21 protein-coding genes are annotated in these 24,882 nt (G+C 65.9%); 11 read left to right on the top strand and 10 right to left on the bottom strand.

Annotation, left to right across the window (positions count from 1 at the left end):
• Position 1: 1 nt before the first annotated feature.
• Complete coding sequence (locus ASB57_RS23425; protein ID WP_057654374.1) at positions 2-1,015, bottom strand: ABC transporter substrate-binding protein; 1,014 nt, start codon at positions 1,013-1,015, stop codon at positions 2-4.
• 14 nt (positions 1,016-1,029) lie between these two features.
• Complete coding sequence (locus ASB57_RS23420; protein ID WP_057654373.1) at positions 1,030-2,052, bottom strand: LacI family DNA-binding transcriptional regulator; 1,023 nt, start codon at positions 2,050-2,052, stop codon at positions 1,030-1,032.
• 342 nt (positions 2,053-2,394) lie between these two features.
• Here ASB57_RS23420 and ASB57_RS23415 point away from each other — a divergent pair, with 342 nt between their 5' ends.
• Positions 2,395-3,678, top strand: coding sequence for an amidase (locus ASB57_RS23415; RefSeq protein WP_057654372.1), 1,284 nt, complete (start codon positions 2,395-2,397; stop codon positions 3,676-3,678).
• Positions 3,679-3,706: 28 nt separating this feature from the next.
• On the opposite strand, the gene ASB57_RS23410 is transcribed toward ASB57_RS23415, so the two are convergent.
• Positions 3,707-4,024, bottom strand: a complete 318-nt coding sequence (locus tag ASB57_RS23410; protein ID WP_057654371.1) for a hypothetical protein — start codon at positions 4,022-4,024, stop codon at positions 3,707-3,709.
• Between the two features lie 71 nt (positions 4,025-4,095).
• Positions 4,096-4,437, bottom strand: a complete 342-nt coding sequence (locus tag ASB57_RS23405) for a DUF1840 domain-containing protein (RefSeq protein ID WP_057654370.1) — start codon at positions 4,435-4,437, stop codon at positions 4,096-4,098.
• Positions 4,438-4,702: 265 nt separating this feature from the next.
• On the opposite strand from ASB57_RS23405, the gene argS reads away from it, so the two are divergent.
• From argS to ASB57_RS23390, 3 genes are all read left to right on the top strand, one after another.
• Entirely contained in the window at positions 4,703-6,388 is a 1,686-nt protein-coding gene (argS, locus tag ASB57_RS23400) for an arginine--tRNA ligase (protein WP_057654369.1), read from the top strand.
• A 6-nt stretch (positions 6,389-6,394) separates the two neighbouring features.
• Positions 6,395-7,162 (top strand): SPOR domain-containing protein, encoded by a 768-nt coding sequence (locus ASB57_RS23395; protein WP_057654368.1) that lies wholly within the window; start codon positions 6,395-6,397, stop codon positions 7,160-7,162.
• 93 nt (positions 7,163-7,255) lie between these two features.
• Complete coding sequence (locus ASB57_RS23390) at positions 7,256-7,885, top strand: thiol:disulfide interchange protein DsbA/DsbL (protein ID WP_057654367.1); 630 nt, start codon at positions 7,256-7,258, stop codon at positions 7,883-7,885.
• Positions 7,886-7,973: 88 nt separating this feature from the next.
• On the opposite strand, the gene metC is transcribed toward ASB57_RS23390, so the two are convergent.
• Positions 7,974-9,170 (bottom strand): cystathionine beta-lyase, encoded by a 1,197-nt coding sequence (gene metC, locus ASB57_RS23385; RefSeq protein WP_057654366.1) that lies wholly within the window; start codon positions 9,168-9,170, stop codon positions 7,974-7,976.
• A 121-nt stretch (positions 9,171-9,291) separates the two neighbouring features.
• On the bottom strand, positions 9,292-10,350 hold the full coding sequence (locus tag ASB57_RS23380; protein ID WP_057654365.1) for an MBL fold metallo-hydrolase: 1,059 nt from the start codon (positions 10,348-10,350) through the stop codon (positions 9,292-9,294).
• A 140-nt stretch (positions 10,351-10,490) separates the two neighbouring features.
• Here ASB57_RS23380 and ASB57_RS23375 point away from each other — a divergent pair, with 140 nt between their 5' ends.
• From ASB57_RS23375 to ASB57_RS23355, 5 genes are all read left to right on the top strand, one after another.
• On the top strand, positions 10,491-10,874 hold the full coding sequence (locus ASB57_RS23375) for a MerR family DNA-binding transcriptional regulator (protein WP_057654364.1): 384 nt from the start codon (positions 10,491-10,493) through the stop codon (positions 10,872-10,874).
• 233 nt (positions 10,875-11,107) lie between these two features.
• Complete coding sequence (locus ASB57_RS23370; RefSeq protein WP_057654363.1) at positions 11,108-12,286, top strand: isovaleryl-CoA dehydrogenase; 1,179 nt, start codon at positions 11,108-11,110, stop codon at positions 12,284-12,286.
• A 13-nt stretch (positions 12,287-12,299) separates the two neighbouring features.
• Positions 12,300-13,481: an acetyl-CoA C-acetyltransferase gene (locus ASB57_RS23365; RefSeq protein ID WP_057654362.1), complete on the top strand. Its 1,182-nt coding sequence runs from the start codon at positions 12,300-12,302 to the stop codon at positions 13,479-13,481.
• Between the two features lie 154 nt (positions 13,482-13,635).
• A complete protein-coding gene (locus ASB57_RS23360; protein ID WP_057656376.1) occupies positions 13,636-15,243 on the top strand; it encodes a carboxyl transferase domain-containing protein in 1,608 nt (535 codons plus the stop codon).
• 78 nt (positions 15,244-15,321) lie between these two features.
• Positions 15,322-17,325 carry an acetyl/propionyl/methylcrotonyl-CoA carboxylase subunit alpha gene (locus tag ASB57_RS23355; RefSeq protein WP_057654361.1) on the top strand — a complete coding sequence of 668 codons (2,004 nt, stop codon included), beginning with the start codon at positions 15,322-15,324 and terminating at the stop codon, positions 17,323-17,325.
• A 96-nt stretch (positions 17,326-17,421) separates the two neighbouring features.
• Here the strand turns inward: ASB57_RS23355 and ASB57_RS23350 are convergent, their stop codons facing one another.
• The 3 genes from ASB57_RS23350 to ASB57_RS23340 all read right to left on the bottom strand — a co-directional run bounded on the left by ASB57_RS23350 (position 17,422) and on the right by ASB57_RS23340 (position 20,946).
• On the bottom strand, positions 17,422-18,408 hold the full coding sequence (locus tag ASB57_RS23350) for a hypothetical protein (RefSeq protein WP_057654360.1): 987 nt from the start codon (positions 18,406-18,408) through the stop codon (positions 17,422-17,424).
• A 175-nt stretch (positions 18,409-18,583) separates the two neighbouring features.
• On the bottom strand, positions 18,584-19,561 hold the full coding sequence (locus ASB57_RS23345; RefSeq protein ID WP_057654359.1) for a hypothetical protein: 978 nt from the start codon (positions 19,559-19,561) through the stop codon (positions 18,584-18,586).
• Between the two features lie 194 nt (positions 19,562-19,755).
• On the bottom strand, positions 19,756-20,946 hold the full coding sequence (locus tag ASB57_RS23340) for an acetylornithine transaminase (RefSeq protein ID WP_057654358.1): 1,191 nt from the start codon (positions 20,944-20,946) through the stop codon (positions 19,756-19,758).
• A 205-nt stretch (positions 20,947-21,151) separates the two neighbouring features.
• On the opposite strand from ASB57_RS23340, the gene ASB57_RS23335 reads away from it, so the two are divergent.
• Positions 21,152-22,108, top strand: coding sequence for a tripartite tricarboxylate transporter substrate binding protein (locus tag ASB57_RS23335; protein WP_057654357.1), 957 nt, complete (start codon positions 21,152-21,154; stop codon positions 22,106-22,108).
• 130 nt (positions 22,109-22,238) lie between these two features.
• Positions 22,239-23,453, top strand: a complete 1,215-nt coding sequence (locus ASB57_RS23330; protein WP_231755224.1) for a hydantoinase/carbamoylase family amidase — start codon at positions 22,239-22,241, stop codon at positions 23,451-23,453.
• 68 nt (positions 23,454-23,521) lie between these two features.
• Here ASB57_RS23330 and ASB57_RS23325 read toward each other — a convergent pair whose 3' ends face one another.
• Positions 23,522-24,805 (bottom strand): M20/M25/M40 family metallo-hydrolase, encoded by a 1,284-nt coding sequence (locus ASB57_RS23325; protein WP_057654355.1) that lies wholly within the window; start codon positions 24,803-24,805, stop codon positions 23,522-23,524.
• Positions 24,806-24,882: the final 77 nt, after the last annotated feature.

Below are 24,882 nucleotides of genomic sequence, written 5' to 3'. Positions count from 1 at the left end.
GTCAGTTCACTTCCTTGCTGTACTGCGCGGAGAACGCGCGCTGCACGTCAGCCATCTTGCCGTAGTCCACCGCGGTGGCGCGGGCGTATTCCGAAGCCGGCAGGAATTTCTTCTGGGCTTCGGGCGACACCGCATTGGCGCGCACCGGACGCAGGAAGGCATTGGCCCAGATCGCCTGGCCTTCGTCGGACAGGGTGAAGTCCAGCACCTTCTTGCCGTTGGCTTCATGCGGCGCGTTGGCCACCAGGCTCATCACGTAGGGCACGGCGATGGTCCCTTCGGCCGGGATCACGAATTCCACGTTGGCGCCGTCCTTGTACTTGGCGCGGTAGGCGTTGAAGTCGTAGTCGATGAGAATCGGGATTTCACCCGACAGTACGCGTGCATAAGCGGTCTGCTTGGGCACGATGGGTTCGTTGGCGCGCATTTTCTTGAACCAGTCGAGGCCGGGACCGAAGTTGTCCAGCGTGCCGCCCAGCGCCTGGTTGACGGCGACGGCGCCGACATAGCCGACGAAGGCCGACGCGGGGTCCAGGTAGCCGACCATGCCGCGGTATTCGGGCTTGAGCAGGTCTTTCCAGGACTTGGGCACGGGCTTGCCGTGCAGCGCGTCGACGTTGACCATCAGGCCCAGGGTGCCGGAGTGGATGGCGAACCACTTGCCGTTCGGGTCTTTCATGCCGGCGGGGATGTCGTCCCAATGGGCCGGCTTGTAAGCCTGGATCAGCGTGTCCTTGTCGGCCTGGATGCCGAAGGTCACGCCGTAGTAGACGACGTCGGCCACCGGCTTGGCGCGTTCGGCCGCCATCGAGGCCAGCGCCTGGCCCGAGTTCTTGTTGTCGCCGGGCACCTGGATGCCGGTCTTGTCCTTGATGGCCTTGAGCTCGGTGGCCCAATCGGCCCATTCGGGCGGACAGTTGTAGCAGACGGCCGTTTGCTGGGCCTGCGCGGCCCCGCCGGCGAGGCCCAGCGCCAGGATGGCGCCACGCAGCACGTGGGAAATAGAGCGGAACATGAGAGGAATCCTCTTCAGGAAGCAGCGGAAGTGGCGGCGGCAACCGTGCCGCCGGAAATCAGGCGATGCGCCAGCCGTAACGATGGCGGCGTCTCACCCTGCAAGCAGGCCAGCAGACTGGCGCAGGCACGCGCGCCGATGTCATGGCTGGGTTGTTCTATGGTGGTGAGCGGCGGCACCATCAGCGCGGCGAAGGTCATGCCGTCGAAGCCGCACACCGAGATATCGGCCGGCACGGACAGGCCCAGTCCGCGCAGGCGGGAGATGACCGACGCCGCCAGCAGGTCGTTGGAACAGAACAGCGCCGTGGGAGCCTGGGGCGCGTCCAGCAGTGCGCGCAATTGCTCGCTGTCGGCTTCCGTGTGCGAAGCCATGGGCAGGTGCGCCACATCGTCCAGGCCCAGCTTGCGCGCCTGGCTGCGCGCGCCCGCCAGGCGGCGGCGCGCGCGGTCGGACGCGGTCAGCGGGCCGCTGATGATGGCGATGCGGCGATGGCCGCGCGCGGCCAGCAGGCTCACCATGTCGCTGGCGGCGGCGCCGTTGTCGACCGAGACGAAGGGATGGGTCGCCGATTCGTTATAGGCCAGCACGTAAGGCAGGCCCTGGGCGGTCAGGGTGCGCAGGGTGCTGCTGCGGGCGGGATTGCCCACCGTCAGGATGAGCCCCTCCACCTGATGATCGATCAGGCTCTGCACCGCCGCGGCTTCGGTGGCCGGCGCGTAGCTGGTCGAGGCCACCATCACGCTGTAGCCATGCGCATGGGCATACTGCTCGGCGCCTTCGAAACATTCCGCGAAGACGGGGTTGCGCAAGGTGGGCAGCACCAGGCCCAGGGTGCGCGTGCTGCCCGAGCGCAGGCTGCTGCCGACGCGATTGGGGCGAAAGCCGTGTTCATCGGCCACCGCTTTGATGCGCTGCAAGGTGTCCGCCTTCAACAGATCGGGACGATTGAAGGCCCGCGACACGGTTGCCGGGGAGACGCCGGCGTCACGGGCAATATCGATGATCGAAAGTCGTTGAAGGTTTTTATGCGGCACGCCGGACGTCCATGGCTGGGGGCAGAAGTTGAAACGGTGTTGAAAACGTTTTCAACAGGGTGGAACTTTAGGCGTCGCATGTGACAGAGGCATTGCAGGGGGATGGGGTACGCTTCGGCTGGGCCGGTTATAGCGGCGCACCTTGCAAGGGACGCCTGGCCCGCGGTCGTATCGGCCGAATTCGTGTGCATTGCAGCAGCGTCTCTTGGGGGATACACGGATTCGGTGAGTGGCCGGGACTGGCACAATGGTTGCTGCGAAGAAGAACATCAGCGACAGACCATGTGCTCGCCCCCCACACCGGGCCGGCCGGCGGATCTGTTTTTGGGGAAAGGTTTTTGTATGGCTATCGTTCTTAATGAATTGAGCGCGCTGGAGGCCGCTCGGCTGCTGCAACGTCGTGAACTGACTGCCGCGCAGCTGCTGCGGGCCTGCTTCGCGCGCATCGAACAGCGCGAGGACACGATTCACGCGTGGGCCGCGCTGAACAAGGATGCGGCGTTGGCGCAAGCCGAAGCGCTCGACAACGGCCCGATCCGTGGACCGCTGCATGGTCTGCCTTTCGGCGTCAAAGACCTGATGGATACCAGCGATCTGCCGACCGCCTATGGGTCGTCGATCTACAAGGACCACCAACCCGAAGCCGACGCGGCCGTGGTGAAGCTATGCCGCGACGCCGGCGCGCTGGTGGCCGGCAAGACGGTGACCACGGAATTCGCGGCCTACAAGACCCCCGTCACGCGCAATCCGGTCGACCCCGCCTACACGCCGGGCGGTTCATCCAGCGGCTCCGCCGCGGCGGTGGCCGACTTCATGGTGCCCTTCGCGCTGGGCACGCAGACCGCGGCCTCCATCGTGCGGCCGGCATCTTATTGCGGCGTGGTGGGTTTCAAGCCCACGTTCGGCTCGGTGCCGCGTGACGGTGTCAAGCCGCTGGCCACGTCCCTGGATACGGTGGGGTGCTTTGCCCGCACGGTGCCGGACGCAGGCCTGGTGGCGTCGGTGCTGATGAACGACCCCACCCTGATGAAGCTGGATTTTCCCGGCAAGCCGCGCATCGGCATGTACCGCACGCTGCAGTGGCGCCACGTGTTGCCGGAGACCAAGGAAGCCTATACCCACGCGGCCGACACGCTGGCGCGCGCGGGCGCCGTGGTACGGGACGTGGAGTTGCCGCCGGACTACTGCTCGCTGGTGCAATTGCAGTCCGACATCATGGCCTATGAGGCCGACCACGCGCTGGCGCGCGAACGCAAGGACTTCCAGGGGCAGATGAGCCCGCGCCTGCTGGACCTGCTGGAAGCCGGCGCCGGCATCACGGACGAGGACTATCGCGCCAAGCTGGCGGTGGCGGCCGAGCGCTATGAACGGGCGAATCGCTGGTTCGAAGAATTCGATGTGCTGCTGACGCCCAGCGTGGCGGGCGAAGCGCCCCTGGCTGACCTGGGCACCGGGGATCCGCTGTTCGGACGTGTCTGGACCCTGTTCGGCGTGCCCTGCGTGCACCTGCCTTTCGCGCAGGGGCCGCATGGCCTGCCGGTCGGCCTGCAGGCTATCGGCCGGCGCGGCGACGATCACAAGACCCTGAGCATCGGGGCCTGGATACACGAGCGTTTGACGCGGTAAGCCCTGGTGGGATTGCCGCGGCCGCGCCTTAGTAGCCGACCGACAAGCCCGGCAGGTCCACTGTGATGCGCGGTTTGCCTAGCGCCAGGGCGGTCTGGCGGGCGTATTCATCCGCGCGCGATTGATCGCTGGCTAGCACCGCATAGCCCAGCGCGTCCGCCACCCCCATGATCTTGTCCAGCAGCAGCACCTTGCCGCTGGGACGCAGGGGCTCGCAACCCAGGGCCGTCCAGGTCTGTTCGAACCACTCGCGCGCCTGGCTGGCCAGCTGCGGGGTCGGCTCGACCTGTATGGTCAGGTCCAGGCTTTGGCGAGGGGTGAAGATAAGCGTCAGATCGCAGCGCATGAGGGGACTCCCCGAATCGTGGTGCATCGTTCTTGTTGGACCAGCGCCGTCAGCTTTGGCGGTGGCTGGCCTTACCAGGGTGAGGCGGCCTCCCAGGACAGGGTGGCGCCCTTGGCCTGGGATTTTTTCATCAGGTCCAGCAGGGGAAACGCGCGTTGTTGCAGGCCGACGGCCCGGGAGACCGGGTGGACGGGGGGCTTATCGCCGTCGTCGTCCTCTTCCTTGGGGGTGGGCGCCTGGGCCACGGCTTTTTCGATGCCGGCGATGGCGGCCTGCAGTTGCTCCGGCGTGAATACGCCGCGTTCGGGGACCTGTTCCGGGAAAGACTTGCCGGCGGCGCGCAGCAAGGGGCCGGCGTGCTCGGACAACATCAGGACTTCGGCACCGGCTTTCGAGCGAAACGTGATCAGCATGGCATTTCCAGAGAGTGCCGCGCCCAGCGCGGCGGTTGATCAACACTACCCCAAAATCCCGCCCAGGTGAAATTTCCAATACGGCGCCGGCCTCCTGCGGATCGGGAGCACAGCGGAGCCGGCTTTGCCGGTCCGCCAGTGCTGCCCCCTCGAGGGGGGGCGCGAAGCGCCTGGGGGTGGGCCTCCCTCCTGTTATGATCAGGAGGGCCGTGACTTGCCTGCCCGGCCCTTTCTTTTCGATATTTTTCATTCTTTCCGAGTCCCCATGCTCCCCGAGCAACAACAACAGCTTGTCTCCCTGATTCAATCCGCCGTCGCCGGCCTGCTGCCCGACGTACAGCCCAACATCCTGCTGGAACGTCCCAAGGTCGCCGCGCACGGGGATGTGGCGACCAATGTCGCCATGCAGGTGGCCAAGCCGGCGAAGCGAAACCCGCGGGAATTGGCCCAGGCCATCGTCGATGCCCTGCTGGGCGACCCGGCCGCGCGCGAATTGATCGACAGCGCTGAAGTGGCGGGACCCGGATTCATCAATCTGCGCTATACCGCCGCCGCCCGCCAGGCCGTGCTGGCCGCCGTCGCCGCCCAGGGCGCCGACTACGGCCGCGCGCCCCGCAACGGCGACAAGATCCTGGTCGAGTTCGTGTCGGCCAACCCCACCGGCCCCCTGCACGTGGGCCATGCCCGCCAGGCCGCCTTGGGCGATGCCATCTGCCGTCTCTATGACGCCAGCGGCCACGACGTGCTGCGCGAGTTCTATTACAACGACGCCGGCAACCAGATCCACAACCTGGCCATCAGCGTGCAGGCGCGCGCCCGCGGCATCGGCCCGGAAGACAGCGGCTATCCCGCCGATGGCTACAAGGGCGACTACATCGCCGACATCGCGCGCGACTACGTCGGTGGCACCGCCGTGAAAGCCAGCGACGGCACTGAAACCGTCGGCTCGGGCAACATCGACGACCTGGACGATATCCGCCAGTTCGCGGTGGCCTACCTGCGCCGCGAACAGGACCTGGACCTGCAGGCCTTCGACCTGAAGTTCGACAACTATTTCCTGGAAAGCTCGCTCTATACCTCCGGGCGCGTCGAGCAGACCGTGGAAAAGCTGGTCGCCGCCGGCCACACCTATGAACATGAAGGCGCGCTGTGGCTGCGCACCACCGAACTGGGCACCGGCGACGACAAAGACCGCGTCATGCGCAAGAGCGAAGGCGGCTACACCTACTTCGTGCCGGACGTGGCCTATCACGTGACCAAGTGGGAGCGTGGCTACCACCGTGCCGTCAACATCCAGGGCAGCGATCACCACGGCACCGTGGCACGCGTGCGCGCCGGTCTGCAGGCGCTGGAAATCGGCATCCCGAAAGACTATCCGGCCTATGTGCTGCACAAGATGGTCAAGGTGATGCGCGGCGGCGAAGAGGTCAAGATCTCCAAGCGCGCCGGCAGCTACGTCACCATGCGCGACCTGATCGACTGGGTGGGCCGCGATGCCGTGCGCTACTTCCTGATCCAGCGCCGCGCCGATACCGAATTCGTCTTCGACGTCGACCTGGCCCGCTCGCAAAGCGACGAGAACCCGGTCTACTACATCCAGTACGCGCACGCCCGTATCCATTCGATGGTGGCGAAGTCCGGTGAAAGCGCCGAGGCCATCGCCCAGGCCGACGCGGCGCGCCTGACCGCGCCGTCCGAGTTCGCGCTGATGCAGCGCCTGGCCGAGCTGCCCCAGATGGTCAAGCTGGCCGCGCAGGAACTGGCGCCGCACCACATCGCGTTCTGGCTGCGCGACTGCGCCGCCGACTTCCACGCCTGGTACAACGCCGAGCACGTGCTGGTCGACGATGCGGACCTGAAGCGGGCCCGCCTGCGCCTGGCCGCGACCACGGCCCAGGTGCTCGCGAACGGGCTGGCCCTGCTGGGCGTGTCCGCGCCCGAGCGCATGTAAACCCAGATGGCCACCACCAAACGCAAACCCGCGCCCAAGCGCAAATCCGAACGCGGCAGCACCCTGTACGGCGTCCTGACCGGTCTCCTGATCGGTCTGGTCGTCGCCGCCGGCGTGGCCTTCTACGTGACGCGGGCGCCCGTGCCTTTCGTCGACCGCGCCACCCGCGAGGCCAACGAGAAGCCCCTGCCGGACGTGCGCAACGCGCCCGATCCCAATGCCGGCCTGTATGGGCGCGACGGCGCCGCGGGCACGGCGCCCAGCGGCCCCACGGCCACCGCGCCGGCGCCGGTGCCGGGCGCGCAGTCGAACCCGCAAGCCGCGCCGTCCAACTCGAAGCAGCCGGACGACCTGGGGGCGTTGATCGCCACCTTGCCGTCCAACAACGAGCTGGCCGCGCGCAGTGGCGCGGACAAGCCGGCGGCACCTGAGAAACCGGCCGACAAGCCGCGCGACAAGGCGGCGGAAAAGCCCGCGACCAAACCGCCGACGGCCGTGGCCAGCAATGCGCCCACGGCGGCGGCCAAGGAATCGAAGGACGGCAAGGGCGACTATTACCTGCAGGCGGGCGCGTATCGCGGCTCGGACGAGGCGGAGGCCATGAAGGCCCGCATCATCATGCTGGGCCTGCCGGTGGCCGTGCAGCGCGCCGAGGTCAACGGCAAGCCCTTGAACCGCGTACGGGTCGGCCCTTTCAAGGGGCTGGACGAAATGAACCGTGCGCGCGCACGCCTGGGCGAAAGCAAGATCGAAGTGGCGGTGTTGCGCCAATAAGGGCGCTGCCTGGCCTTGCCTCCCAAGGCCAGGAACTCCAGCCGCGATTCACTGTCTCTACGTTGATTCAATCACTCCCCGGAACCCACTGACATGTCCAAACTGCTCACCCGCCTGCTGGCCGCCACCGCATTCGCGGCCACCACGTTGTTCGCTCCGCTCAGCCACGCCCAGAGCAGCCAGGCCTACGTGCTGGTCAATCCGCCGCTGCCGTCGGACACCCCGGGGAAGATCGAAGTACTTGAGTTCTTTGCTTATAGCTGCCCCCACTGCAACGCCATGGAACCCATGGTGCTGGACTGGGTGAAGAAGGCGCCCTCGGACGTGGTGCTCAAGCAGGTGCCGGTGGCCTTCAATGCGGCCATGAAGCCGATGCAACAGCTGTTCTACACCCTGGAAGCCCTGGGCCGTGCCGACCTGCACCCCAAGTTCTTCGCCGCCCTGCACGTCGATCACAAGCGTCTGTATGACAAGAAGGCGATTGGCGACTGGGCCGCCGAGCAAGGCGTGGATCGCGCCAAGTTCGATTCGGTGTTCGATTCGTTCACGGTGGGCACGGAAGTGCAACGCGCGAATCAGCTGGCCGAGGCTTATCACATCGACGGCACGCCCTCCTTCGGCGTCGGCGGCAAGTTCCTGACGTCGCCGGTGCTGGCCGGCAACAGCTACGAGGGCGCACTGGCCGAAGTGGACAAGCTGATCCCGATGGCGCGCGGCAAGTAAGCAGCCCGGAGCAAGGTAAAGCAAAGCGGGGCGCACTGTGTGTGCGCCCCGCTTTTTTCATGCTTGCGACGTTCGTGCACGGACGGGATCAGCCCTGCGCCGCCTCCATCGCCTGGGCCAGGTCGGCAATGATGTCTTCCGGCGCTTCCAGGCCGATATGCAGGCGCACCAGGGTGGCGTTGTCCTGATCCCAATAGCGATGCGACTTCAGCGAACCCGCGTCGACCAATTGCACCAGGCTCTCATAGCCGCCCCAGGAAAAGCCGATGCCGAACAACCGCAAGGCTTCGACGAAGCGGCGTGCCTGGGCTGGCGTCATTTTCAAGGCGACCGCCAGCATGCCGTTCGAACCCGTGCAGTCGCGCTGCCACAAGGCATGGCCAGCGTCGGACGGCCAGGCCGGGTGGTAGATGCGCGCCACTTCCGCGCGCGACTGCAACCAGCTGCAGACCTGCATCGCATGGCGCGCGTGCTGCGCCATGCGCACGGGCAGGGTGCGCACGCCGCGCAGGGCCAGCCAGGCATCATCGGCGCTGATGGAATAGCCCATGGCGTACTGGGTCTTGTTCAGGCGCAGGCCGATCTCCGCATCGCTGGCCACCACGGCGCCCAGCATCAGGTCGGAGTGCCCGGCCACATACTTGGTGCCGGCGACCACGGATACGTGCGCACCCAGCTTCAGCGGCTGATAGATGTAGCCGGAGCCCCAGGTGTTGTCCACGGCCAGCACCAGCTTGTGGCGCTGCGCCTGGCGCGCCAGCGCCGGCAGATCCAGCATCTCGAACAACAGCGATCCGGGCGATTCCACGTACAGCAGCTTGGTATTGGGGCGCACCAGGCTGTCGATCTCTTCGCGGTTGGGCGCAAAGTAGGTGATTTCGATGCCCATGCGGCGCAGCACTTCCGTATCCAGCAAGCGCACGGGCCCGTAGACGTTGTCCGACACCAGCGCATGGTCGCCGGCCGACAGGAACGTCAGAAAGGTCAGGGTGATGGCCGACAGGCCCGATGGGGCCAGGAACGCCTGCTCGCCGCCTTCGAGCTGCTTGAACGCGTCTTCCAGCGCGATGTGGGTGTCCATGCCCATGCGGCCATAGGTCACCGCGCGCTCGCCCATCCCTTTACGCCGCTGGGCGTCCTCCAGGGCCGACAGGTCGCGGAAGCGCACCGTGCTGGTCCGCATCGAAGGCAGCGCCACGGGCGCCGATCCGGTGGCCGGATCGAAGTCGGCGGTGCCGACGTGTTGCAACAGCGTTTGTAGATGCTTGGAAGACGAGGAAGCCATGGCGTTTATGTAGCGTTTCGTTGGCGGAGCTTGAGATCAGCCGCCTATAGTACCCACTGATCGGGGACCGGGCCAAAAGCCGCGGCCGCGGTCGGCATCAGGACCTCAAGGCATCAGGACATCAGGCCGCGGCCTGGAAGCGCACGATGCCGTCAGCATCGACGCGGCGCGTCAGCTTGCCCTGGTAATACAGCGTGTGCAGATGCGCCAGCGCCTCGCCCATGGCGAAGGTCATCTGGTGCAGGTCCAGCGGCCGCTTGAACATGATGGGCACGATGTCCGCCGTGCTGCGCGGTTCCGCGCAGGCCTGCAGGACCTCGGCCAGGCGGTCCGCATGGTGGCGCCGCTGCTGCCCGATGCGCTCGTGCAGACCCTTGAAGGGACGGCCATGCGACGGCAGCACCAGGGTTTCTTCCGGTATGCCTTCATAGCCGCCCAGGGAGTCCAGATAGCGCTTCAGCGGGTCCGCCTGCGGCTCGTGGTCGAACACGCTGACGTTGGTCGAAATGCGCGGCAGCACCATGTCGCCGGAAATCACGACACCGGCTTGCTCGCTGTAGAACGAAGCATGCTCCGGCGCGTGGCCGTGGCCGACGATGACGCGCCAGTCGCGCCCGCCGATACGCACCTGGTCACCGTGCATGATGCGGACGAAACTCTCCGGCACCGACGGCACCAGATTGGGGTAGTAGCCGACGCGTTCGCGCAGCTTTTCCAGCGCGGCGGGGTCGGTCAGGCCATGCCGCGAGAAATGTTTGGCCGCCGCTTCGCCGCCCGCGCCGGATCCATGCGAGCGCGACCACAGGCAGGCCAGGGCGTAGTCGGTCATGGTCATCCACAGCGGCGCGTTCCAACGCTGGCACAGCCAGTCCGCCAGCCCGATATGGTCGGGGTGCATATGGGTGACCAGGACGCGCAGCACGGGCAGGCCATCCAGCGCGTTCTCGAAGACCGCTTCCCACAAGGCCTTGACGTTGTCGCGGCTGACCCCGCAATCGACCACGGTCCAGCCCGCGCGCCCGTCGATCTCATCGCGCAGCAGCCACACGTTGATGTGGTCCAGGGCGAAGGGCAAGGGCAGGCGCACCCACCGTACACCGTCGGCGACGTCTATCGCCTTTCCTGGCTCGGGCAAGGTATCGCCCCAGGGGTAGGTCAACTTGTGCTCATCGGGATTCATGGCCGCGCTCTCCACGTCTAAAGGCCTGCTCTGGACGAAACACCGCGGCGCAACATGCCGGGCGCCGTTTGAAATGCGCGGCGCGCCGTGCTTGACGTCCTCCTCGGGCCATCATAAGTTACGTTTACGTAAGCTGCCAAATGCCCATGACCACCTCCTGGACCATCTCGGAACTCGCGCGCGAATTCGACATCACGCCGCGCACCATCCGCTTCTATGAAGACCAGGGCATCGTCAGCCCTGCCCGCGACGGCCGCAATCGCGTCTACGGCGCGCGCGACCGCGCCCGCCTCAAGCTGGCCTTGCGCGGCAAGCGCCTGGGCCTGCAGCTGGCCGAGATCCGCACCCTGATCGACATGTACGACGGCCCCGGCGACAGCGCGCCGCAATTGCGCGAGTACCTGAGCGTCCTGCAACGCCATCGGGAGCAGCTGGAAGGCCAGCGGCGCGACATCGACGAAACCCTGGCGGAAATCGCCACCCAGGAGCAAGCCTGCCGCGAGCTGCTGGACGCCCAGGCATAGGCCCGGCCGCGTCCGGGGCTGGGGGCCGGCGCTGGTGCTAACCCCGATTCATCCCGGCTTGATATTACGTTTACGTAAACGTAATATAAGCACCGCAGCATTGCCGCCGTCCACGGCGTGGCGCATCATGCCTGTCGGTTGGCCCAGTTTTCAAAAAACGATCATCATCGTCGCCACGCGCGGCGTCGCATCTCGGGCATGCACCCGCGGGCGGATATTTCGGAGACAGACACATGGACCTTCCTGGTTTGAATTTCGATCTGGGCGAAGACCTGGAGATGCTGCGCGATGCCCTGCGCACGTTTGCCCAGGCGGAAATCGCGCCGCGCGCCGCCGAGATCGACCGCAGCGACCAATTCCCGATGGACTTGTGGCGCAAGTTCGGCGACCTTGGGGTGCTGGGCATGACGGTGTCCGAGGAATACGGCGGCACCGGCATGGGCTACCTGGCCCACATGATCGCCATGGAAGAAATCTCGCGCGCCAGCGCCTCCGTGGGTCTGTCCTACGGCGCGCATTCCAACCTGTGCGTCAACCAGATCCACCGCAACGGCAACGCCGCGCAAAAAGCCCGCTATCTGCCCAAGCTGATTTCCGGTGAATACATCGGCGCCCTGGCCATGAGCGAGCCGGGTGCCGGCTCCGACGTGGTCAGCATGCGCCTGCGCGCCGACAAGAAGGGCGATCGCTACGTCCTCAACGGCACCAAGATGTGGATCACCAACGGCCCCGACGCCGACGTGCTGGTGGTCTACGCCAAGACCGATCCGGAAGCGCACCAGCGCGGCATCACCGCCTTTCTGGTGGAAAAGGATTGCCCCGGCTTCTCGGTCGCGCAGAAGCTGGACAAGCTGGGCATGCGCGGCAGCCATACAGGCGAGCTGGTGTTCCAGGATTGCGAAATCCCGGCGGAAAACGTGCTGGGCGAAGTCAACGGCGGCGTCAAGGTGCTGATGAGCGGCCTGGACTACGAGCGCGCGGTGCTGTCCGGCGGCCCCCTGGGCATCATGCAGGCGGTGATGGACGTGGTGGTGCCCTATATCCACGAACGCAAGCAGTTCGGCCAGGCCATCGGTGAATTCCAGCTGATCCAGGGCAAGGTGGCCGATCTGTACACGACCTTGCAGGCCAGCCGCGCCTTCTGCTACGCGGTCGGGCGCAATCTGGACCGCCTGGGCACGGGCCACGTGCGCCAGGTGCGCAAGGATTGCGCGGCCCTCATCCTCTATACCGCCGAAAAAGCCACCTGGATGGCCGGGGAAAGCGTACAAATCCTCGGTGGCAACGGCTACATCAACGAATTCCCCACCGGCCGTCTGTGGCGCGATGCGAAACTATACGAAATCGGCGCCGGCACCAGTGAAATCCGCCGCATGCTGATCGGCCGCGAACTGTTCAACGAAACCGCTTAGTCAGGAGTCCATCATGTCCGATCCCGTCGTCATCGTATCCGTCGCCCGCACGCCCATGGGCGGCATGCTCGGCAGCCTGTCCGGCCTGGCCGCGCACGAGCTGGGCGCGGCGACCATCAAGGCCGCCGTCGAACGCGCGGGCATCAAGCCTGAGCAGGTCGACGAAGTCATCATGGGCAACGTGCTGCAAGCCGGCCAGGGCCAGGCGCCCGCGCGCCAGGCCGCCCTGGGCGCCGGCCTGCCCAAGAACGTGGCTTGCTCGACCATCCACAAAGTGTGCGGCTCGGGCCTGAAGGCCGCCATGCTGGGCCACGACCTGCTGCTGGCCGGCTCGGCCGACGTCATCGTGGCGGGCGGCCAGGAAAGCATGAGCAATGCCCCCTACCTGATGCTCAAGGGCCGCCAGGGCTATCGCTATGGCCATTCGACGGTCTATGACCACATGGCGCTGGATGGTCTGGAAGACGCCTACCAAAAGGGCACGGCCATGGGCGTTTTCGCCGAGTCTTGCGCCGGCAAGTATGAATTCACGCGTGAACAGCAGGACGCCTTCTCCACGGAATCGCTGCGGCGCGCCCGCGCGGCCACCGAGGACGGCAGCTTCAAGTGGGAAATCACCCCCGTCACCGTGGCCGGCCGCAAGGGCGACACCGTGATCGACATCGACGAAGCGCCCACCAAGGCCATGCCGGAGAAGATTCCCACGCTCAAGCCCGCGTTCAAGAAGGACGGCACCGTGACGGCCGCCACGTCCGCGTCGATCTCGGATGGCGCCGCCGCGATGGTGCTGATGCGTGCCTCCACCGCCGAGAAGCTTGGCCTCAAGCCGCTGGCGCGCATCGTCGGCCATGCCCAGCACTCGCAAGAGCCGGAGTGGTTCACCACCGCGCCGGTGGGCGCGTTGCGCAATCTGTTCAAGAAGACCGGCTGGAAAGCCAGCGACGTCGACCTGTATGAAATCAACGAAGCCTTCGCCGTGGTCACCATGGCCGCGATGAAGGAATTCGACCTGCCGCACGACAAGGTCAACGTCCACGGCGGCGCCACCGCGCTGGGCCACCCCATCGGCGCGTCGGGCGCCCGCCTGGTGACCACGCTGATCGGCGCCTTGCGCAAGCAAGGCGGCAAGCGCGGCGTGGCGTCCTTGTGCATCGGCGGCGGCGAAGCCGTGGCGATGGCCATCGAAATGGTGTGATGCCGGCGCGCCGGGGCGACCGCCGAGCATGGCGGCCGCCCCGGCAGCTGCCACGCCAGGCCGCGGCGCCGTCCTCGCCGCCTCATTCCTTCCCCTCTTCCAGCACGCCTGAGTGGCGTGCCGGTCCATGTCACGCTTGCAGGGCCCAGCCACCATGCCCATCATTGAATCGCGCATCAATCCGCGCTCGCAGGAATACGCCGACAATGCCGCCGCCATGCGCGCGCAACTGGACACCGTGCGCGAGCACATGGCCCGCACGGCCCTGGGCGGCGGCGAGCAGGCGCGCGCCAGACACGTGGCGCGCGGCAAATTGCTGCCGCGTGACCGGGTGGAACAATTGCTCGATCCGGGCACGCCTTTTCTGGAGCTGTCGCCGCTGGCGGCGCACGGCATGTACGAGAACGAGGCGCCGGGCGCCGGCCTGATCACCGGCATCGGCCGCATCGCCGGCATCGAGTGCGTCATCGTCTGCAACGATCCCACCGTGAAGGGCGGCACCTACTACCCCATCACGGTGAAGAAGCATCTGCGCGCACAGGAGATCGCCGCGCAGAACCGCCTGCCCTGCGTGTACCTGGTCGATTCCGGCGGCGCCAACCTGCCCCGCCAGGACGACGTGTTTCCCGACCGCGACCACTTCGGCCGCATCTTCTACAACCAGGCGCAGATGTCCGCGCAAGGCATCGCGCAGATCGCGGTGGTGATGGGGTCCTGCACCGCCGGCGGCGCCTACGTGCCCGCCATGAGCGACGAATCCATCATCGTGCGCGACCAGGGCACCATCTTCCTGGGCGGGCCGCCGCTGGTGAAGGCGGCGACGGGCGAAGAGGTCAGCGCCGAAGACCTGGGCGGCGGTGACGTGCATACGCGCCTGTCCGGCGTGGCCGACCATCTGGCCAACAACGACCATCACGCCCTGCGCCTGGCGCGCGACGCGGTGGCACGGCTGAACCGGCGCAAGCAGCCCGACCTGGCACTGGCCCCGGTGCTGCCGCCGCGCTACGACCCGGCCGAGCTGGACGGCATCATTCCCGCTGACACGCGCAAGCCTTACGACGTCCGCGAAGTCATCGCCCGCATCGTCGACGACTCCGCCTTCGAAGAATTCAAGGCCCGCTTCGGCGCCACGCTGATCACCGGCTTCGCCCACATCCATGGCATGCCCGTGGGCATCGTCGCCAACAACGGCATCCTGTTTTCCGAGTCGGCGCAGAAAGGCGCCCACTTCATCGAGCTGTGCGCGCAACGCAAGATCCCGCTGGTGTTCCTGCAGAACATCACCGGCTTCATGGTCGGCCGCAAGTACGAGAACGAAGGCATCGCGCGCCACGGCGCCAAGATGGTCACCGCCGTCGCCACCGCCGCCGTGCCGAAGTTCACCGTGCTGATCGGCGGGTCCTTCGGCGCCGGCAACTACGGCATGTGCGGCCGCGCGTACTCGCCGCGTCTGCTGTTCATGTGGCCCAATGCCCGTATTTCCGTGATGGGGGGCGAGCAGGCGGCCAGCGTGCTGGCCACCGTCAAACGCGATGGCATCCAGGCGCGCGGCGGCAGCTGGGCCGCGGCCGAGGAAGAGGCCTTCAAGGCGCCCATCCGCGAGCAGTACGAACAGGAAGGACATCCCCTGCACGCCACCGCAAGGCTGTGGGACGACGGCATCATCGCGCCGTCGGACACCCGCCGCGTGCTGGCGCTGGGGCTGTCCGCCGCGCTCAACGCGCCCATCGAGGATACGCGCTTCGGCGTGTTCCGGATGTAGTGTTCTAAATGCCTGCCTGACACCACGCCGGATCTCCCACCCTACACAGCACGACCGCAACCGCGGACAGGAGTACGTATGTTCTCGACCCTGCTAATCGCCAACCGTGGCGAAATTGCCTGCCGCATCGCCGCCACGGCGCGCCGGCTGGGCATACGCACGGTGGCGGTCTATTCCGATGCCGACGCGCACGCCCGCCACGTCGCGGTGTGTGACCAGGCCGTCCACATCGGCGGCCCCGAGCCGCGCGCCAGCTATCTGCGCGGCGACGCCATCTTGCAGGCCGCGCTCGATACCGGCGCGCAGGCCATCCACCCGGGTTATGGCTTTCTGTCCGAGAACGCCGAGTTCGCGCGCAAGGCCGCGGCGGCCGGCCTGGTCTTCGTCGGCCCGCCGCCGGATGCCATTGCCGCCATGGGCAGCAAGTCGGCCGCCAAGTCGCTGATGGAGAAGGCCGGCGTGCCGCTGGTGCCCGGTTATCACGGCGACAACCAGGACGCCGATTTCCTGCACAAGCAGGCGGACACCATCGGCTATCCGGTACTGATCAAGGCCAGCGCGGGCGGCGGCGGCAAGGGCATGCGCGTGGTGGAGCAATCCGCGCAGTTCGCGGAGGCCCTGGCGTCGTGCAGACGCGAGGCGGCCGCCAGCTTCGGCGACGATCGCGTGCTGATCGAACGCTATCTGCAGAAGCCGCGCCATATCGAGATCCAGGTCTTTGCCGACACGCAGGGGCAATGCGTCTATCTGTTCGAGCGTGATTGCTCGGTGCAGCGCCGTCACCAGAAGGTCATCGAGGAAGCCCCCGCGCCCGGCATGACACCGCAGCGCCGCGCCGAGATGGGCGCCGCCGCGGTGGCCGCGGCGCGCGCGGTGGGCTACGTCGGCGCCGGCACGGTGGAGTTCATCGCCGAACCCGACGGCCGCTTCTACTTCATGGAGATGAACACGCGCCTGCAGGTGGAGCATCCCGTGACGGAGGCCATCACCGGCCAGGACCTGGTCGAATGGCAGTTGCGCGTGGCGGCCGGGGCGCCGCTGCCGGCACGGCAGGAGGACCTGGCCATCCATGGCCACGCCATCGAAGCGCGCCTGTACGCGGAGAATCCGGACAACGGTTTCCTGCCGTCCATTGGCACCTTGGCGCATCTGGCACTGCCCACGCATGCGGCCTTCACGCGCGGCGATGTGCGCGTCGACGGCGGCGTGCGGGCGGGTGACGCCATCACGCCTTACTACGATCCCATGATCGCCAAGCTCATCGTGCATGGCGCCGATCGGGACGAGGCGCGTGCCCGCATGATCCAGGCGCTGGCGCAGACGCGCGTGGTTGGCGTGCACACCAACGCGGCTTTCCTTGGCCGGCTGATGCGCGACGAGGCCTTCGCCACGGCGGATCTGGATACCGGCTTGATCGAACGCCGCCGCGAGACCTTGCTGCCGGCGCCGGCCGCCGCGCCCGTGGCGGTGCTGGCCCTGGCCACGGCCGCCCGCTTGACGCAGGAAGCCAATGCCGCCGCGCACACGGCGACCGATCCCTGGGCCGCTACCGATGGCTGGCGAGTCGGCGGCGACTATGGCCGCGTGCTGAGCTGGCTGGACGGTGAGTCGGCGCGCGCGGTGCGTGTGGCGCGGACGGAGAGCGGTTGGACATTCGATGCGTCGGAACAGGCAACAGCGGCAACGCAGGCCTTCGCCTGGCACGGCAAGGGCGCGCGCGTACGCATCCAGCTGGGTGGCCAGGACTACACCGCCGACGTGCTGCTGGAAGGGGACTCGGCGTATGTCTTCCTGGACGGCGCCACGCATGTGCTGACGCGCAATGACCCCCTGGCCCATGCCGGTGAGGACGCCGGCGATCACGCCGGCGACATGAGCGCGCCGATGCCGGGCAAGATCATCGCGATCCACGTCGCCGCGGGCGACAAGGTGGAGAAGGGTCAGCCTTTGCTGGTCATGGAGGCGATGAAGATGGAACACACCATCACCGCCGGCGCCGACGGCGAGGTCGCCGAAATCTTCCACGCCATCGGCGACCAGGTAGTCGAAGGCGCGAAGCTCATCGCACTGAAGGAAGCTTGAGTCCGATGCGTGCATGCCTCGTTGAGAGGCATGCACCGTCACGTGCGCGCCGCATGCGCGTCGACCACGGACACGATCAAGCGCGGCACGCAGATATCAATAGCTGATGGTATTTATCTTCGTTGCCGGATTTATCGTTATGTTGAAACCTGGGCACTGCAACGCCTCTGCGGGATTTTTATCGTAGTAAGGAACGAACTGCTCGGTAACCGACTTGCCGGAGTTGGTCATCAGCTGTCCAAGGCTGAAGTCGACTGACCGGGATGCCGGAAGTTGAGAGTCGCAATCCTGGACGCCAGCGCCAGTGAATCCGCCGCCCCAGACCTCGTTTGCGAAATCGGTGTAGTGCGGCGTCTTCAATATGCTGGACTTGCCATTGGCGATGACAAGTACGTTGTAGTCCCTCGAGCTCTGCATATACACGATGTATCCCGTGACTTCGTCGCCGGCCTGCAGCGGGATCGGGATACCCCGGAAAATCGTTCCATCGTCGCAGCAGTTCCAGGGCGAAGCGGTCCAACCTTTGTTCACGCTACCTCCTTGCTCATCGTCCCCATTCCAGTCCGTCTCGATTTGCATGTATATCTCGTTCAGAACGGCGGACATGTTGAAGCTCAAGAATTGGCCAGTATCGACCGTGGGATTCTTGGGGACCTTCCAGGTCATCGCGAAGGTCTCGACGCCTCCCTTGGCGGGATCCAGGTACATGTCCGCGAGCATGGACGCATAAACGACTGTCTCGTCGCGGACCTTCCGCACCTTTTCACCCACGTCGATTTTCTTCCCGGACGTCAGTAGATACCTGGGCGACTTGCAAGCCGCGTATTCCCTGATCGTGCCATCGGCCTTGGCGATCTTTCCGCCACCCAGGATGCGCTCACCGGCACCCACGGTCTGTATGCAGCTCGGATGGAAATATCCCATCGAGGTCCTGACGTAATCCGCCGGCACGCCGGCCGGCCGCTTTGCCCCGCTCTGACTCGCCGTTGCTGATGGCGCGCCAGCCGGCCCGGCGGCCATGGCCGTCATGGTGGCAAGCAGGCTGCCCGCCATCACGATGCTTCGCAAGATTCTTGTGCTCATTGATCTCTCCCCATGATTACCTCCAAACCCGCATATGGGCTGGCAGTCCGGTCGACCCGGGCATTCAAGGTAGCGTGGGGCGCTGGATTAGACCTTTAGTACTAAGCGTTTCCTTTTGATTTCCTGTGCGCGTGCCGGGCCGGATCAGGGCGATCAAAGCCCGGCCCGCGGCGTATCAATAGCTGAGCGTATTTGCCTTCGCTGCCGGATTGATCGACACGAAGAAACTTTGGCACAGCCGTGCGCCGGGAACGTAATAGGGAACGAATGACTCCGTGACTGCCTTGCCGGAGTTGGTCGTCAACTGCCCAAGGAAAAAATTCACTGACCGGGATGCCGGGAGCTCATTAACGCAATCCTGGATGCTGTCAACGCCAAGCCCCCCGCCCCAGACCTCATTCGCGAAGTCGCCGTAATGCGGCGTCTTCAATGCGCTGGACTTGCCATTGGCGATCGCGATCACGTTGTACTCCTTCTTATCTTCCATATAGACGATGTATCCCGTGACCTCGTCTCCCGGGCTCACCGGGATCTTGATACCCCGAAAGATCGTGCCTGCATCGCAGCAGTCCCAAGGCGCAAGAACCCAGCCTTTGTCCACTGAACCTCCTGCCCCATCGTCTCCATTCCAGGCCGTCTCTATTTCCATGATCGTTTCCGGCAGGACAGCGGCCATGTTGAATCCAAGAAATTGGCCACTATCGACCTTGGGATTCTGAGGCACCGTCCAGGTCATGACGAAGGTCGAGACGCCGCCCTTGGCGGGATCCAGGTACATGTCCGCGAGCATTTGGGGAGGATCGTTTATCTCGCTGCGGATTTTCGGCAGCTTTTCACCCACCTCGATCTTTTTCCCGGACACCAGCAGATACCGGGGAAATTTGCATGCCGCGTATTCCCGGGTCGTGCCATCTGCCTTGGCGATTTTTCCACCGCCCAGAATGCGTTCGCCGACGCCCACGGCCTGAACGCAACTCGGATGGAAATATCCCCTGGAGGTCCTGACGTAATCCGCCGGCACGCTGGCCGGGCGCTTTGCCCCGCTCTGACTCGTCGTTGCTGATGGCGCGCCAGCCGGCCCGGCGGCCATGGCCGTCATGGTGGCGAGCAGGCTGCCCGCCATCACGATGCTTCGCAAGATTCTTGTACGCATTGATCTCTCCCCACGATTACCCCCAGCCCGGGCTTGGGCTGTCAGTCCGGTAGATCCGGACATTCAAGGTAGCGTGGGGCGTTGGATTAGACCTTTAGAACCAGGCGCTTCTTTTTGATTACTTGTGCGCGCCAATGTCGTTCCAGCTCGCCTGTCGCGCGCGGGACATCCGCGCGCGCGACAGGTGGGACCGATTACTTGCGGATGGCGGTGATCAGGCTGTCCAGCGTCTTCAGCATGCTGTCGATTTCCTGCTCGGTCACGTTCAGCGCGGGCATGAAGCGCAGCAGGTTGCCGCGCGGGGCGTTCAGCAGCAGGCCTTCGGGATTCAGCTTGCGGGCCGCGTCGACGATGGCGGGACCGTCGTCGCGGTCCATGATCAAGGCGCGCAACAGGCCGGCGCCGCGTTCACCTTGCATGCCCCACTTGGCGGACAGGGCCAGCAGGCCTTCCGACAATTGGCGGCCGCGCGCTTGCACGGACTCCATGAAGCCCGGCGCGGCCAGCGCGTCGAACACCGCCACACCCACCGCCGTCATCAACGGGTTGCCGTTGTACGTGCCGCCCTGCTCGCCGTGCGAGAACACGCTGACGTCCTGGCGCGCCAGCAGCGCGGCCAGCGGCACGCCGCCGCCGATGCCCTTGCCCAGGGTCATGATGTCCGGCGTGATGCCGGCTTGCTGGTAGGCGTACATGGTGCCGGTACGGCCCATGCCGGTCTGCACTTCGTCAACGATTAGCAGGATGCCGTGCTCGTCAGCCAGCTTGCGCAGGCCTTGCATGAATTCCTTGGTGGCGGGGATGACACCGCCTTCGCCCTGGATGGGTTCCAGCATGACGGCGACGGTCTGCGCGTCGATCAGCTTGCGCACCGAATCCAGGTCGTTCAGGTCAGCCTTGGGGAAACCGTCGACCTGGGGCGCGAACATCTTGTCCCAGCCCGGCTTGCCGGACGCCGACATCGTGGCGATGGTGCGGCCATGGAAGCTGTGGTCCATGGTGATGATCTTGTAGGCACCGTTGCGATTGACCCGGCCCCATTTGCGCGCCAGCTTGATGGCGCCTTCGTTGGCCTCGGCACCGCTGTTGGCGAAGAACACGCGGTCGAACACGGACGACTGCGTAAGGCGCTGGGCCAGTTGCAGCGAGGGTTCGTTGAAGTAGGCGGGCGACGGATTGAGCAGCTTGCCGGCCTGTTCATTGATGGCGCGCACCATTTCCGGGGCGCTGTGGCCCAGGCAGTTCACGGCCCAGCCCTGAATGAAATCCAGGTATCGCTTACCAGTATTGTCCTCCAACCAGGAACCTTGACCGCGCACGAACACCAGGTCCGGGCGGGAAGTGATTTCCATGAGGGTGTTGACGTTGTACTGGTTGAAGTCCATGACGGTTCCTGAAGGGAAAGGACACCCCGCCGGGCAATCCGGCGGGCAAAAGGTTAAATTTAGCACCCTGGGATGACGACTTTCGCCAAAAGCGACCGCTTTCGTCAGAACCCGAGCCAAAAAATACCCAGACCGGCACCACCGTCGCCGCCACGAGACACTGGGCCCTGCCGTATCCCCGAATTTCCTGAGCCTTACCTCGATCATGTTCAAAAAACTCATTGCCGGCGCCACGCTGGCCGCGGCCGCCTTTTCGGCGCATGCCGAATATCCCGACCACGCCATCCGCCTGATCGTCCCCTTCCCGCCCGGGCAGGCGACCGACATCTTCGCGCGCGCACTGGCCGAGAAGCTGGGCACGCAACTCAAGCAGACCATCATCGTCGACAACCGCGCCGGCGCCGGCAGCAACATCGGCATGGCGCAGGCCGCCCGTTCGGCGCCCGATGGCTACACCCTGGTCATCGCCGGCAGTGCCGCGGCGGTCAACCAGACCCTGTACAAGAAGATCGACTACAGCCTGTCGGACGATTTCGCGCCCATCTCCGGCATCTTCTCGGTGCCCCTGATGTTCCTGGCCAATCCCCAATCCGGCATCACGAGCATGCAGGACCTGGTCAAGAAGGCGCGTGCCCAGCCGGGCGCGCTGGCCTACGCCAGCGCCGGCATCGGCGGCACCCAGCATCTTTCGGCCGAAATGTTTAAGGCGGCCGCCAAGATCGACATCCGTCATATCCCCTACAAGGGCAGCGGCCCCGCGCAGGCCGACTTCCTGGGCAACCAGGTGCCCCTGATGGTCGACTCCGTCACGGCGGGCCTGCCGCACGTCAAGAGCGGCAAGGCCATTGCCCTGGCGGTGACCACGGCCAAGCGCCTGCCCCAGCTGCCTGACGTTCCCACCGTCGCCGAAGCGGGCTACCCCGACTTCGAAGCGATCGGCTGGGCGGCCGTGCTGGCGCCCAAGGGCACGCCGGCGCCCATCGTCGAGGAGCTCAACAAGCGCATCCAGGGCGTGCTGAACAGCGAGGAAATGGCGCAGTTCCTGCGCGACCGCGGCGCCGAACCGATGCCCATGAGCCCCACCGAGACGGGCGCCTTCATGGCCACGGAAGTGAAGAAGTGGGGCGAGGCCGTGCGCGTTTCCGGCGCCCAGGTGGACTGAGGGTAGACCACTGGGCTCGGGCGGGGCATCCCAGGCCGGGGCGGCTTGTATACAATCTTTGGGTATTCACTACCCAAAGCCGCCCCGCGCAATGACGCCTACGACCGCCCCCTCCCCAGGCCAACGGATCATGTCCTGGTCCGACCAGTTGGCCCTGCACACCGATCAAGCCGGCGCGCTGACCTGCGCCTACATGACCCCTGCCCATCGCGCGGTGGCCGCGCAGCTGGACGCATGGATGCGGGAGTCCGGTTTCGACGAGGTGCGCCACGACGCCATCGGCAACGTCATCGGCGTGTATCGCGCCGATCCGGCCGTCGCCAGGCCACGCATCGTCTCCACCGGCAGCCATTACGACACCGTGCGCGACGGCGGCAAATACGACGGCCGGCTGGGCATCTTGCTGCCCATGGCCATCGTCGCCGACCTGCATGCGCGCGATCAGCGCCTGCCGTACGACTTTGAAGTGGTCGCCTTCGCCGAAGAAGAAGGGTTGCGCTTCGGCAGCACCTTCCTGGGCTCGTCCGCCTACATCGGCCGTTTCGACGAGACCGTGCTGGACAAGACCGACGCGGATGGCATCACCATGCGCGCGGCCATCGCGAACGCGGGCCTGGACCCGGCTCGCAGTGCACACTGCGCCACCGACGTCGACCGCATCAAACACTATTTCGAAGTCCATATCGAACAGGGCCCGGTCCTGCTCGACAGCGGCTTGCCGCTGGGCGTGGTCACGGCCATCAATGGCGGCGTGCGCCGCATCCTGACCCTGACCGGCCTGGCCAGCCACGCCGGCACCACGCCCATGGCCATGCGCCACGACGCAGCCTGCGCCGCCGCCGAGATCATCCTGTACGTCGAGCAGCGCTGCGCCAGCGTCCCGGCCCTGGTCGGCACGGTAGGCACTTTGCAGGTGGTGAACGGGTCCGTCAACGTGGTGCCCGGCGTATGCCGCCTGTCGCTGGACCTGCGCGCGCCGGAAGACGGCATGCGCGACGCCGCCCTGGCCGACATCGAAGCCCGCATCGCGGAGATCTGCCAGCGCCGTGGCGTGCGTTGTGAAACAGAAGAAGTGATGCGCAAGACCGCGTCGGCTTGCGCGCCCGGCGAGCGGGCCTTGTGGGCCAAGGCCATCGCCGCGCAGGGCGCGCCTGTCTACGAACTGCCTTCGGGCGCGGGGCACGACGCCATGATGGTCGGCCAGGCCACGTCGATGAGCATGCTGTTCGTGCGCTGCGGCAATGGCGGCATCAGCCACAATCCGCTGGAGATCATCACCATCGAGGATGCCCAGCTGGCGGCGCAAGCCACGCAGGCGTTCATGCTGGAACTGGCCGCGGCGTAATGGCTGCAGAGGTATGACCGCGGCCGTGATGGCCGCGGCGTCATGAACGCGGTTTCGTGACCGCGGCTTTACGGCCGCAGCAGATCCGCCAGCGTCAGCGCCACCACCTTGGTGGCTTTGAGCAGGTCATTCAAGCGCAGGTTCTCGTCCGTGTTGTGCCCGCGCGCCTCCATCAGCGTGCGCGGCCCGGCGCCGTACAGGACGGTGGGCACGCCATGCTGCGTGTAGTGGCGCGCGTCGGTATAAAGCGGCACGCCCTGCACGGGAATCGCATCGCCCATGATCGCTTGTGCGTGCCGACGCAATGGGTCGATCAGACGGTCGGAGCCCGCCAGCGGCACCAGCGGCTGCGCCTGCATGATGCGCCGCACGCTCGCCGTCACGCCAGGCCGCTGCGCCACCGCGGCATCGACCAGGGCGCGCAACTCGCCTTCCACATCGTGGCCCGCTTCTTCGGGAATGATGCGGCGGTCGATGCGGAAGGTGACCAGGTCCGGCACGACGTTGGTATTGATGCCCCCTTCGATCAAGCCCACCGTCAACGACGGTGAACCGATGCCCGGCGTGGCCGATACGCGCCGTGCCAGTTCCGCGCGGAAAGCATAGAGCCGGCCCAGCACATGCGTGGCGGCTTCCAGGGCATCGACGCCGGTAGCGGGCATGGCCGCATGGGCCTGCTGCCCGCGCACCGCGACCTCCACGTGCAGGCAACCGTTATGCGCCGACGTAATGCCGTAGGCGAAGCCCGCGGATATCGCGTAATCCGGCTTGCTGTAGCCTTCAGCGAGCAGATGGCCCGGGCCGATCTCGCCGCCCGCTTCCTCGTCGAACGTCAGATGCAGCTCCACCGTGCCGTGCAACGACGCACCTTGACGCTGCGCATCGAGCAAGGCCAGCAGGGCCCAGGTATACGTGGCGAAATCCGATTTCGACACGGCCACGCCGCGGCCATACATGACCGGGCCATGTTCAGGGTCCTGCTCGATATCGCCACCGTAGGGATCGTGCGTCCAGCCCTGGCCGGGCGGCACCACGTCGCCATGCGCGTTCAGCGCGATCACGGGCCCGCCTTCGCCGAAGCGCTTGCGCACGATCAGGTTGATCGCCGACTGCATGCCGTTGGCCAGCACCAGGGCCTCGGGCACGGGCAGCGCCTCGACCTCCAGACCCAGTGCAGTAAGCAGCGCCTGAGTGCGATGCCCCAAGGGCGCGCAATCGCCCGCGGGATTGTCGGACGGCACGCGCACGACTTCACGCAGGAAGTCCACTTGAGCAGCGTGACCGCGATCGATGAACGACGAAAGCGCGGCATAAAGGGGATCCGGGGTATCAGGGGTATCCGAGGTGTCCATGGCAGTCTCGATAGGCATGCGCTGAATTTAGTGCATGTAATTTTTGTATGCAATCCCGGTGCGGAAAATTTGTGGTT

This window comes from Bordetella sp. N, assembly GCF_001433395.1.
GTDB lineage: Bacteria > Pseudomonadota > Gammaproteobacteria > Burkholderiales > Burkholderiaceae_B > Bordetella_C.
Note: the sequence above shows the minus strand (reverse complement) of the source record. Positions and strands in the feature narration are given on the sequence as shown.